The sequence below is a fragment of the Tropicimonas sp. TH_r6 genome, assembly GCF_033101155.1.
Classification (GTDB): domain Bacteria; phylum Pseudomonadota; class Alphaproteobacteria; order Rhodobacterales; family Rhodobacteraceae; genus Tropicimonas.
On sequence record NZ_JAWMPX010000018.1, the window covers coordinates 93,772 to 105,720 of the forward strand.

Consider the following 11,949-nt stretch of genomic DNA (forward strand, 5'->3'; position numbering starts at 1 on the left):
AACGCAGCGTACAATATACTGCAATCGCAGCGAAACCGCGTTCAGGTCGCAGGACGGTGGGTCTTCACGCGGGTGCCGATCGGAACCCTGTTATAGAGGTCGACAATCGCCTCGTTGGTCAGCCGGATGCAGCCAGAGGAGACGCCCCGCCCAATGGTCCAGGGCTGCGGTGTGCCGTGGATTCGGTAGCGCGTGTCGCGCCCGCCGCGATACAGATAGAGTGCGCGAGCGCCGAGAGGGTTGTCCGGTCCGCCCGGCAGGCCACCGGCCCATTTCTTGTAAACCTCGGGTTCACGGCGGATCATGTTGGCCGTGGGTGTCCAGCTTGGCCATTCCTCCTTGCGCCCGACAACAGCGCTGCCGGAGAGGTTGCGTCCCTCTTCGCCAAGCGCAACGCCATAGCGGATCGCCTTCTCCGGTTCGAGAATATAGTAGAGGAAGAAGTAGCGCATCTCGATATGGATCGAGCCCGGGGCGAATTGCGGATGAACCTTGACGACCTTTGGTCTGTAGATTTTCTCCAGCTTGAACTTCTTTTCGCCCGCCGCCAATGCTGGCGCCGCGATCCCGGCTGCACCGGTTCCAAGAAATACCCTGCGTGTGATCTGCGACATGGCTTCCCCCCGGCTGATCCTTTCAATGAGCCTGACACGAGAGCGCGGTGAGTGACAACCTTGGAGCCCGCCTCGCGCGGAGTTTATCCGTCAGTGGCTGGAAATTGCTGCGAAAACCGGCAGGCTTATGCAATCGGGCTGGTCCCTTGCGACGAGAGGCGACAGTGTAGGCTCATATTCCCGCAACCCGGAGGTCACGCATGCAAAGCTCGCAGACCCAGGAAATCGTCCTCGTCGGCGGCGGTCATGCCCATGCCCTGCTCCTCCGCGACTGGGCGGAGGCGCCACTGGACGGCGCGCGGCTCACGCTGATCAATCCGGGCCCGGTGGCGGCCTATTCCGGCATGCTGCCCGGCCATATCGCCGGGCATTATCCACGCGACGCCATCGAGATCGATCTCACGCACCTCGCCGCACAAGCCGGGGCGCGGCTTGTCGACGGCACCGCTGTGGAGTTCGACCGGGAATGCGTCCGGCTCGCGGATGGGCAGGAGATCCGGCATGATCGCCTGTCGCTCGATATCGGCATCCATACCGGCCTGCCGGACCTGCCCGGATTTGCCGAACACGCGGTACCGGCCAAACCTCTTGGTGGATTCGCGAGCGCCTGGGAGGCGTGGCTGGCCCGGCTGGAACGGGGGGAGGTTGCGCCCGAGATTGCGGTGATCGGCGCCGGGATCGCCGGGGTCGAGCTTGCATTGGCGATGCAACACAGAACGACGCGGATGCAGATGCCGGCCGCCGTGACGCTCCTCGACGCGGGTAAAGCGCTGGCCACAAGCCCGCCCGCGGCACGCCGGAAGCTCCTCGCACGGCTGGACAAGGCGGGCATCGCCTTGCTGGAGCAGAGCCGCCCGAGCCAGGTCACGCCCGACGGGGTGCACCTAGCCGGTGGAACGGCGGTCTCCGCGTCGCTCGTCATCGGGGTTGCAGGGACCCAGCCGCATGACTGGATCGGGCGGTCCGGACAGGAGAGCCATGAGGGCTTTCTTACCGTCGACCCTTTCCTGCGCAGCCTCTCCGAGCCCCGGATCTTTGCCGTCGGGGATTGTGCGCATCTCGGATTTGCTCCGCGCCCAAAGGCCGGCGTCTACGCGGTGCGGGCCGCCCCGATCCTGTTTCACAATCTCCGCGCCAGCCTCACCGGCGCGCCCATGCGCCGCTTCCACCCACAGGCGGATTATCTCAAGCTGGTCTCTCTCGGCGGGCGCGATGCGCTTTTCGAGCGAAACGGAATCGTGGTTTCTGGAGGTTGGGTCTGGCGCTGGAAAGACCGGATCGACCAGCGTTTTATGGTCGGACTGAAAGCCTAGGGACATACCTGTCTTGTCGCGAGGCATTGGCCGAGGCTCCGGAGCCGGATCAACGCGGAGCAACTGTCCTCAGTGGATCATGGCTTCAAAACCAATTGAAATCGAAACCAGGAGCACGACCGTGAGCAGGACTGACAGGACGCCCATGACCAGACCGGCCGCTGCGACCAAACCGTCCTGTTCGACGAAGCCAACGCCGACGATAAGCATCGAGATCGCTGGGAACCAGCCGCTGAAAGGCACCGGCAGAAACAGCGCGAAAGAGATCACGAAGAGCAGCAAGCCAACCAGGCGCTCGTTTCGCGGCGCGAACAGAACGGAGTGGCGCGGCTTCAGCACACGCTCGAGCCTTCGGGTGATGGGTCGGAGACGGAGAATCGTGCGCCGAAACTTTTCCTGATCGAGCTTCATGCGCGCCATGGGGCCGGGAAGCCGGACAAACGGGTAGCCAAGCATCATCTGGACCGTCGTCACGAGAAGCGGAATTGCGGTCAGGATCGATGACCCCGGGGGAAGCGGCAGGAATGTCAGCAGCGAGAACAGGACGATTGCCCAGCCAAAGGACGCCTCGCCGAGCGACGAGATGAGGTTGCCAAGCGTCAGCGTTCCGGCACGATGGTGGTCGCGCGATGTCCGGAGGAGAGGAAGGGAAAGCGAAAGCCTCTTTCCTTTCCCATTCTGGCTGTCCATGGTTTTCCTTTCGCAGGCTGATGCGCATATCATGCCTCGACGGCCCTAATGCAACGTCAAAAACCGCAATTCAGACTCAGGCGCAGCGATTGGCTCGCGTTCGCGGGCTGCATCCGACGTGCATATCCCTGTCCATCAAGCCTCCCGTCGGCACCCGCCAAGGGGGACCACTCCCTTAAACGCCAGACTCCGTGAGATGTCCTACGCCGGTCTTTTCCCGGGAGCCGGTCATACGTATGTCGACACCGAATTCCGCAAACAGCATCTCGTTGGTATCGGCAAAACGCTCACGAACCCGGGCTTCGGCATGCCTCGACGCAGAAATCGATCTTCGTCCAGTCAGACGTTGCACGCCGCCGGCCAATGGCAGGACGGTTTTCTTTGCGGCGCGATTTGCCTTGCTCGGAGTGCCGTCGGTTTTCATTGCAGGCAGAATGCTGTTGATCGCTCGCAAGACATTTGCGTCCATCAAGGACAATGACATGTTTTGAGACCGGCCCGTGTAGTCCATTTGGCCAGAAAACCCATCCAGCCCGGCAGCTTCCATAAAGTCTCGGCGGATATCACGCCGCTCCTCTCTGAGTGTGTCGTAGCTGCGATAGGACACCTTGTCCTTGCCGACCGCCTTGGCCCACCGAACCGCGAGAGCGTAGAGATCGTAATAGGCCGCCATCTCGGTGTTGGAGTGGAGATACTCTTCAAAGCTCTCCGATCTCCAGGCGCGTACGGCAGTTGAATACTTGGACCGGCACAACGCCAATTGATTCCGAAAATAGCATATGACCTGAATGTCAGAGAAGACGCCCCTGGCAAAACGCAGGAAATGACCAATCTCCTCGGAACTGGTCAGCCGGCTGTGAAAATGCTCCGATGTCAGGATTGCCGTATGAACAGAGGCATCCTGGGACAGGATTTCACTGCTGAAACCCGCCAGGATTTCATCCCGGACCCTGTCGCGTTCGTCGAGAGTCCGGATACCTTGATGCAGGAAGTACTCATCGATTTCCTTTTGAAAGCAATGGACAAGACTTCGGTTATTGGGTGTCGACAAGACTTCGCTGAGGAAAACCCCGTTGTCCCGGAGCCGAGCCTTGTTGTCGTGCAGCCAGCCTTGGATTGACGTGCTGCCGGTCTTCTCCGTTCCGATGTGCAGAACCAGTTTCATCATTCAATCACTTTGCTGCAAATCCTGAGGCTCTGCGCCTGTACTCGGCCGGCGCGACGCAGGCTGGTTTCTGAATTACTCCATTCGAAGGCTCCGACCCTGCGTGGTTTCGCACCGCTCAGGCAGCTGTCTGTGACGATGCACGCGCGATCAGGGAATGCCGGTACGCCAGCACACGGGCGCGTTGGAGCGCCCCGAGTGCAAAACCGAAAATCAACGTCACGCCGTCCATGCTCTCCTTGTTGAGAGGCCCGGAAATAACAACAGTGCTCAACAGCAGGATCAATGACGATGTGGTCGCCAATCTTGCCGCCAGCCTTGCATCGGACCCGATACTCGCAGTGATCTGAATGAACGGAGCCGCCATGAAGTAGACAAAGAGCGCCACGCCCACGAGCCCGGATTTGACCAGAACCGTGAAATATCCGTTATGGGCAAAGGGAAGCTCGGAGACCTCTCCGGTCCCAAAATAGACGGACGATCCCAAGCTGATGTTCTGACCGAACCCTCCGCCAAAGAGCTGCTCAAAGAAGTTGAAGCCTTGCCAGGTTACCAGGGCCCGGTACGCTTCGAACCCGCGCCAGTTGGCATACATCGACAGTCGGTCCGAACCGTCCTCGAACGAGATCTCCGCGATACTGTTTCGCAGTTTCCCTCCCAGTGTTTGGGCTCCGTACTCATATTCCGGAAGAAGCGGGAACAGGAAAGCAGCCAGGGACACGATCGCGACGATCCACAATGTCATGCGCGCCTTGGACAGGTAGACACCGCGCGTACCAAGATAGGCGATCGCCATGACAAGAAGGCCGGTCCGTGACTGCGCCAGAAAAATCGTCAGAAGTGTCGGCGACACCAGAAACCAGCGGGTCCAGAGGCTGCCCCTGTAGTATTTCAGGATAAACGGGGTCAACGTCAGAGAGACAAAGGCAATATGACGGGCATTGTCGCCGCCCGCCCCCAACAGTGCTTGTACCACCTGGTCGATCGAGACCAGCATTGCCGCCCATGCAGACACCTTGATCCAGTCGGTCTCGAGAGGCGTGTAATACCCGATTAGCGCACCGGCCTGCACCACGAGCAGCATCTTCAAGTAATACCAGCCGTCCTTGCCCAGCCCGACCAGATCGCTGAACTCACCGAAGACAATGCCCTGGAGCAGCAACAACAGGGCGGGATATGCCGGTTTCAGTGCGTAAGGAGACACCTGCCCGCGTCTGAGCAGCAAGATGAATCCGATCCAGGGGACAAGAAGTGCCGAATAGATGGTGCTCGGCAGGAGCGCAAACACGACCATCAGGAGCGCAAGCTGTCTTTGGAGCATCAGGAGCATCCTCCGTCCGGATGACGCGTCCGAACGCGCTTCGCCGGAAGGCCGGCATAGAGCGACATCCTTTCCGTCCTCGTGCCGGTGAGGACCGCGCCTGCGGCGAGAACGGTTCCCTCTTCAAGATGGCTCCCGTCCAGAATTGTCGACTTGGCACCGAGCCAGCAATCCCGCTCGATTGCGATGCCAGTCCCCTGGACAGGTTGCGCCCGGATCGGAACGTCCGGATCGAGCCCATGTTCCTCGGGATGGATGGAGACATAAGGCCCGCCGATCACGTCAGCCCCGATTGACAGCCCGAAGCCCCCGCCAATGTTGCAATAGGGCCCGAAACTGACATTCTCCGCCACCTCGACCCTGGGACAGGTGAAGCTCGAAGATCCCGACGCCCGGAAAATGCTGAAGTCCCCGAGGGAAAAACCGGGCCCAACGTTGCCGGCTGCCGTGAACCGGAGATCCATCCTGGAATGTCGGCCGAGCTTGATCAGGCCCGTCAGACGCACACGGCGATCCAGACGGATCTGCGCCCCGCGATCCATGAGGACAATCGCGCCAAACCGGAAATGCAGCACCTGCCAGATCATGCCCCGCAACAGCATGATCAAATGCTCGGGGCGAACAGAGCGCAACTTGGCAAGCATCGGCTCAGCTCCTTCCATAGCGGGCCATGGTGTCCCTGTAGATACGCATCCAGTCCTCGGCACGCCGACTCCAGCGATATCCTTCGCGGCAAGCACAGGTTCCCCGCTTCAGCGCCGCGAGTCGGTCCGGAGCCTCGATCAGGGTCATGATCGCTGCGGCGAAAGCATCGCAAGTTTGATCCCAAGTGCCAAGAGGCACCCGAATTCCACAGGACGGGCAGACCACGTCATGCATTCCATTGTGATCCAGCGTGATGGTCGGCACACCCGCCGCCATCGTTTCCCAGAGCGTCGTCGGGTTTCCCTCGGACATGCTGGTAATCAGGTGGGTATCGGCCCTTCCCAGCAGTGCCTGCACCTGGTCGCGGGGAATCTGTCCGTGAAACCTTATCTGGGTCTCCAGCCCACGGTCCCGCACCATGTCCTGCGCCACCCCGTCAAGCGGACCACTCCCAACAATGTCCAGATGCCATGCCGTGCTGATCAGGCGAGAAAGCGCATCGATCAGCAGGTCTGGCGCCTTGCGCGCCTCCAGCGAGCCGATCCAGATCAGACGCAAAGCCCCCCCCTCTGCTCGATCGTGATCGACCGCTGGCCGCTGTTCCCCCGAGGCCAGCCAGGTGTCCGGAATGGCGTTCTCGGCGAATTGCAGCGCGCGCACGCCAAAGCGATCCTGCAAGACAGCCTGATTTTCCGAGGTGGCCGCGATCACGGTATCAGCGCGCCTGAGCGCTTTGCCGACACGGGCCGAACTGCGAAGCTGCAAAGCGTTGAGAGCATTCTTCAGCCGTACTTTCAGGTCATCTTTCCAGCCCCGCGGCGCACCCGCCAGCCGCCGCGTGGGGATCATGCCCCCCACCGGCCCCCAGATATAAGGTTTGTCGAGTTTCCAGAGATAGCCCGGTTCACGATAGCCGATCGGGCAGAGGTAGTGGATCAGGTCAACCTCCCGCTCCGCCACGATGTCCCGGGCGCGCGCCGCCGCCTGCCTGTGCCACGCGCGGTAGGCGAGATAGAAGGAATAGACCCAGAAGCCATTGCGGTTGGGGGCATTCAACAGCTGCGCCCATCTATTCGGCCGGATCGGCTCGAAGGTCACTCCCGGGATTTGACCGTTCTCAGCCAGGAAATCCTCAATCTCCTCAAGATCGCCCATATGCGGCCCGGCCAGCCCGTAGAGGACGGTCAGATCACAATGACTGGCCATATTGGTGACGTGGTTCCAGCCGACCGAATATTCCGATCCTCGCACTGGAGAGATGCTGTAGGCTAGGACCAGGACATGCGGGCGACGTGGACTGGGAGAGGTCGGATCGGAAGGTTTGCTGGTCTGCATGTCAACAATGCCTACAGGATGCCGGGGGAAAAACCGAGGCGGCGGAAGACCATCACGGACAGGAACGCCTTCAGCACGACAATGCCGGACGCCACGCCAATGGCGGCGCCGACCGGCCCCATGCTCGGGGCCAGGGTGACCACACCGATCAGGGTAACGAGGATCCCAATGGCTTGCCCCGCAAGGCTGACCCGCTCATGGCCGCACATCGCCAGGAACATGCCGCCCGACCCCATGGCCAAAGACAGCAACTGGCCGGCGATCATGATCAGCATGGGGATATAGGCCGTGTCCGAATAGGCCTCGCCAAAAGTCAGTTCGATCAGGGGGCGTCCGAACAGGACGAAGACCGCTGCCAACGGAATGGCGGTCGCCGTCGAGAGCCGGGCCGACTGGCGTGCGAGCTTGCGCAGCGAGTCCGGTCCGCCCTCCTTGTGCGCCGCGACGATATACGGACCCAGGATCGCGTTCACGAACATCAGCGGAAAGGCGACCAGCTGTGCGCCACGCTCGGCCACCCGCAGATACGCCAATTCCTCGGTTTGCCCCAAACCGCCAAGCAGCAGGGTCGCCAGTTGCGTGCCGAGCGTCGTCATTCCGCCGATCATGGTGAAGGATATGAAGGACACACCCCAAGCGCGCAGTTGCGAATTCGAGGCAAGGGCGACTCCGGGCGCGACGGGAGACTGCTGCGCGACGAACGCGAGTCCCAACAGGGCCGCGATCCCGAAGGAGGACAGGTGCAGGCGCAAGGCAATGCTTGCGTCGATCCCGCCAGCCTGATGCAGGACGATGACGCCTGAAACGAGCAACAATGGCACGATGACCTGCGGCAGCACCTCCGAGAGGACAGGCATCCCCAACCCTTTCAAGGCCCCCCGTCCGAACCCGACCGTCCCCATCGCCAAGGGCAGAAAGCAAACGATCGCGAGGAGCGGAGCCATGTCGGGCGCGAGCAGGGTCGAGGTGGATGTGCCCCACAGGATGGCGCCCACGATGCTCGACGCCACGAGGATCCAGATTGCCGAGGTGGACAGAATCGCCTTGAGGCGCTCCATGTCCCGGCCCTGCTTTGCCTGCGCGACTTCGCGCGTCATCAGCATCGGAAGACCGACCGAAATGGGAATGGCTGCGAAGGTGGCGATGGCGATGGCAAAGGAATACCGTCCGAAATCCGCAACGCTCATCCACCGTGCCAGAAGCACGTTTGCCGTGATGCTGAAAACAAGGCCGAACGCATAGACTCCGGAAACCGAAAAAAAGGCTTTGGTGATATTCATTTAGATCGAATCTTCACTGTCTATCCGCTGGAGACCAGAACCGTTGCCGTTCTTAGAGGAGAATGAGCGGCGTATGAAGCCGCCACGCGACATTGCCTGCCGGACAGAAACCACCAAGGGCCCCGGACACCCCGTCCGACCTCCATACCCGCCCGGTTACGGGGAACCGTGATCGTGGCAAATGCTGTCTCGCGGAAGTTTCTCAGAGAGATGAACCCGGCCAACGGAAGAATCCCGCCAGCTGGTTCTGTCGGACAGGCTCGACGAGATTCTGTACTGATTCAGACTTGAAGAGACCGGCCGTTGCGTTTAAACGGGCCACCGGTCCGCCTCAATAGCTCAGCTGGTAGAGCAACTGTTTCGTAAATAGTAGGTCGGGGGTTCGAGTCCCTCTTGAGGCACCACCATTGTCGCAATTTGAAAACTAAATCAAAAGCATGCAGCGACATGGGGCCTTTGGGCGTGTCACCATTGGCGACAGATGACCGTCGCAATCCATCACATCGGAACCTTCATCCGCTTGGAGCGCTACATCTGAAACAAGGATGACAAGGGAATTCGGCGGTTCAGACGCCGCGTCCCCAAAGGCGTTGTCGAACGTTCTGCCACCTGTCCGTCTTCAAAGATCCTGGACCAGTTGGCAGCTATTCGTTTTCCACTGGTTGAAGCGAGAGACGATCGAATTGGAAAACTATCCGTGCGGTCTTCCAGATGTGGCCTCGCCTTAAGGACCACGAAGCTGAGGCCGCCCCATCCTCGAACCTGCTGACACGAGTTGAACCGTTCATCCAGGTGATGGCGCTGGATGTTGAAGCGATGAAAGAGCGCGGCGGATGTCCTTGAAAACCGTCTCGCCATAGCCCGCGCTCTCCCGATGCCTGTCTCATCGCCACTCGTTGGCGGTTCCGACGAGCCGGAACCCCTCCCCTACAAAATCACTCTCATCTGCCTCATTGGCGCAGACGTCAGACCCATCAAGACTGTCCCGGGTAACAACCGGTTCGGGGCTTGGGACGGCGGGACATGGCGACCACCATGGAGGATTTGGCGCATTTCGGTGACAGAAAACATGGCACGAAACGCAACTCAGAACTGGGGCTCACGCATCTCAAGTCCGTTTTTTTGCGGTATACGGGTCCGATGCTGTAACCGCCCGCAGTTAATCCACGAATCGGCTGCACTTGTTCAGACTTTAGAAACCATTTTCGTAAAACTGTTGGGGGGGTAAACGTGAAGCGACAAAGACTTCCGATCTCAACAAAAGCTGGCCTCAATGCGGCACGCAGCATTGACTCAGGTGGCCGCCCCCAACTGGAAGACCCACGCACAGAATGTGCGCGCCTGAAAATGCGAGTCCCGCAGAGATGCCCGCCCAGACCAGCTCGCCCCTCGGCCTCGATATCGACGGTTTCTCCGAAGGGCAGCTCTATATCTATCGCATGCTGCAAGGAGCGGTGTTTGCGGATATCGGGAGCGCGGATCAACAGGATGTCGAAGACTTTCTGACCGAGTCCTATGCTCTGGGCCAGAAGGTCTTCTTCTTTGCCACTGCGAGCGAGCTGGCCGGCGCACAGATCATGATCGATGTGCACGATTATCTCGGGCTGACACCGGAAGGCCAGCAGGGATGGAGCAGTGTCTGGCTCAATGGCGGTCTCGGGGTGGAAACAGGTCTGGGCGACATCGGCTTTGTTGTTCAGGCATTCAATGACGGAGAACCGGACCCCGCGATGGCGGCGTCCCTGTATTCTCAATCCGTCGACGGCCTGACGCGATCCTTCCGTATCTTCGGCCTCGCCCTGCAGGACGAGGAATCGCGGTCAGACGGCCATTTCGACTTTGACATCCGGGACTCGCACGCCGTCGGCCTCACACTCGGGGACTGGAGCTTCGATCTCTGGAAGGGTGAACTGGATCAGTCGCTTGTCGATCTGGCGCTTCTGTCGGCCATTAGCCATGTCTCCCTGGAGGCACCTCCCGGCGAAGCCGCTCATGCCGTCGCCACGTCCCTCCAGACCACAATTCTCGATGAAATCGAAGCGGAAGTATCCGGGCAGATCAGGGGGTTCACCGTCTCCGATGACGACGTGTCCGTCGGAACGACGATCGGTCAGGGGCTGATCTTCAGAGAAAGCGGCGGGCTCGATGTCGATCTCGACGGGACGGGTGACCTGATCTTCGACCTGACGGGCGATACACAGCAATCAATGCTCCAATTGGGCATCCTCAACACGGCCCTGGACGATGACCTGGCGAATTCCTCAGGCGATTTTTCCATCCGCTTCTCCGCGGAAAATTCCACCGATGGCTGGAGCGTCCACGCACTGGATGGCTGGACCAACGATGTCGCAACCTGGGCGGCGTGGGTGACATCCGGTACGGTGAGTTCGCTCCCTATGGACATGGATTACGAGGTTCAGGGACTGGATGCCGGCGCAACAGCCCAAACCTGGTGGAGCGTCGACAGGGCGGACGGCGCGGCCTCCGTCGGCATTCTTGCCTTCGAGCTTGTCTATAATGGCGACCTTCCGGACGGCCACCCGAGTGCTGAGTCCGGCAATGTGCTTTCCGTCATCACCCTGTCCGTGTCTGAGCGCGACTATCTCGGCGACACAACCAGTGACGCGTATTTCGGCTCGGGCCGGAGTGACCGGCTGATCGGCGACAGCGACGACAATTCTCTCTACGGCTTTGACGGTGACGACATTCTCATCGGGTATCACGGGACCGACAGGCTCCTTGGCGGCTCCGGGAACGACCTCTATATCTACTCTCCGGATAGCGGCCTTCAGGCGATCGTGGATGAGGAGAACAAGGGCGGTCATGATATCGTCCAGTTTGGGTCGCCCTCCGACGTCATGGTCAGCCTTGTCAGCTACAGCCTGTCCGATGATTTCAGGGATCTGATCATCACCTTCGGCAATGACGTCGACGACACCCTCCAGATCCGCAACCAGGGGGTCGAAGGATCCCAGGTCGAAGAACTGCACCTGTTTGACGGCGAGAACGATCTCCTGCCGGCCATTGACCTGGTGAGCAAATACCGGGAGTTGCTAGACGCGATTGGTGCCGCGATGCCCGCGCCCTCTTCAGAACTGTCGGTAATCAGCCCGTACCAATATGTAACCGGAACCCCTCTCGGCGAATTTCTCGCCCGGAATGGAGGTGAAACGCTGCTTGGGGGGGGCGGCGCAGACCATCTGAAGGGAGGCACCGGGGACGACACACTCTTCGGACAGGCGGAGGACGACATCCTGACCACCGGCGAGACCGGCACGGAGATCCTCCATGGCGGTTCTGGAAACGACCTCTACGTGATCGAACGCGCGGCGGGTACGGAGTATCGCGCCCAGAGCACCACCGTGAATGAAGATGCCGGCGGCGGCACCGACACGCTCGACCTGACCGGTTTCGTCTCCAGCCTGTCGGCGCTGGATTTCGAGACCTCGGGCTACGACCTCGTCATCCACGCGACACACGGGCTCGGAAATCACCTGAGCGCCGTGACCCTCAGCAACCATTTCTACAGCTCAAGCGCCCGCATCGAGACCCTCACCTTCGACAGCCAGAGCTGGGACATCTCCGC

General features: G+C 60.4%; 8 protein-coding genes, 1 tRNA gene and 1 pseudogene. 3 read left to right on the plus strand and 7 right to left on the minus strand.

What is annotated here, in order from left to right; all coding sequences use genetic code 11:
- Positions 1 to 41: 41 nt before the first annotated feature.
- Entirely contained in the window at positions 42 to 614 is a 573-nt protein-coding gene (locus R3X27_RS16935) for a L,D-transpeptidase (RefSeq protein ID WP_317710055.1), read from the minus strand.
- Positions 615 to 814: 200 nt separating this feature from the next.
- Between R3X27_RS16935 and R3X27_RS16940 the strand changes: the two genes are divergently transcribed.
- Complete coding sequence (locus R3X27_RS16940) at positions 815 to 1,927, plus strand: FAD-dependent oxidoreductase (protein WP_317710056.1); 1,113 nt, start codon at positions 815 to 817, stop codon at positions 1,925 to 1,927.
- A gap of 69 nt (positions 1,928 to 1,996) precedes the next feature.
- On the opposite strand, the gene R3X27_RS16945 is transcribed toward R3X27_RS16940, so the two are convergent.
- The 6 genes from R3X27_RS16945 to R3X27_RS16970 form a co-directional block, all read right to left on the minus strand.
- A complete protein-coding gene (locus R3X27_RS16945; RefSeq protein WP_317710057.1) occupies positions 1,997 to 2,650 on the minus strand; it encodes an exopolysaccharide biosynthesis protein in 654 nt (217 codons plus the stop codon).
- Between the two features lie 142 nt (positions 2,651 to 2,792).
- On the minus strand, positions 2,793 to 3,785 hold the full coding sequence (locus R3X27_RS16950) for a hypothetical protein (protein WP_317710058.1): 993 nt from the start codon (positions 3,783 to 3,785) through the stop codon (positions 2,793 to 2,795).
- A 115-nt stretch (positions 3,786 to 3,900) separates the two neighbouring features.
- Complete coding sequence (locus R3X27_RS16955; RefSeq protein WP_317710059.1) at positions 3,901 to 5,103, minus strand: O-antigen ligase family protein; 1,203 nt, start codon at positions 5,101 to 5,103, stop codon at positions 3,901 to 3,903.
- Positions 5,103 to 5,747 (minus strand): acyltransferase, encoded by a 645-nt coding sequence (locus R3X27_RS16960; RefSeq protein ID WP_317710060.1) that lies wholly within the window; start codon positions 5,745 to 5,747, stop codon positions 5,103 to 5,105. Before R3X27_RS16960 ends, R3X27_RS16955 begins: the two co-directional genes overlap by 1 nt.
- A gap of 4 nt (positions 5,748 to 5,751) precedes the next feature.
- Positions 5,752 to 6,999: a glycosyltransferase family 4 protein gene (locus R3X27_RS16965; RefSeq protein ID WP_317710061.1), complete on the minus strand. Its 1,248-nt coding sequence runs from the start codon at positions 6,997 to 6,999 to the stop codon at positions 5,752 to 5,754.
- A gap of 95 nt (positions 7,000 to 7,094) precedes the next feature.
- Positions 7,095 to 8,363 (minus strand): lipopolysaccharide biosynthesis protein, encoded by a 1,269-nt coding sequence (locus R3X27_RS16970; protein WP_317710062.1) that lies wholly within the window; start codon positions 8,361 to 8,363, stop codon positions 7,095 to 7,097.
- 328 nt (positions 8,364 to 8,691) lie between these two features.
- Between R3X27_RS16970 and R3X27_RS16975 the strand changes: the two genes are divergently transcribed.
- Together R3X27_RS16975 and R3X27_RS16980 are read left to right on the plus strand one after the other, a co-directional pair.
- Positions 8,692 to 8,767, plus strand: a tRNA-Thr gene (locus R3X27_RS16975).
- Between the two features lie 960 nt (positions 8,768 to 9,727).
- Positions 9,728 to 11,949: pseudogene (locus tag R3X27_RS16980) on the plus strand (hypothetical protein); the annotation flags it as partial.

What these genes read in the sequence shown, in the direction of transcription:
- R3X27_RS16935 (WP_317710055.1), bottom strand. Translation starts at nt 614, where the DNA reads ATGTCGCAGATCACACGCAGGGTATTTCTTGGAACCGGTGCAGCCGGG.
- R3X27_RS16940 (WP_317710056.1), top strand. Translation starts at nt 815, where the DNA reads ATGCAAAGCTCGCAGACCCAGGAAATCGTCCTCGTCGGCGGCGGTCAT.
- R3X27_RS16945 (WP_317710057.1), bottom strand. Translation starts at nt 2,650, where the DNA reads ATGATATGCGCATCAGCCTGCGAAAGGAAAACCATGGACAGCCAGAAT.
- R3X27_RS16950 (WP_317710058.1), bottom strand. Translation starts at nt 3,785, where the DNA reads ATGATGAAACTGGTTCTGCACATCGGAACGGAGAAGACCGGCAGCACG.
- R3X27_RS16955 (WP_317710059.1), bottom strand. Translation starts at nt 5,103, where the DNA reads ATGCTCCAAAGACAGCTTGCGCTCCTGATGGTCGTGTTTGCGCTCCTG.
- R3X27_RS16960 (WP_317710060.1), bottom strand. Translation starts at nt 5,747, where the DNA reads ATGCTTGCCAAGTTGCGCTCTGTTCGCCCCGAGCATTTGATCATGCTG.
- R3X27_RS16970 (WP_317710062.1), bottom strand. Translation starts at nt 8,363, where the DNA reads ATGAATATCACCAAAGCCTTTTTTTCGGTTTCCGGAGTCTATGCGTTC.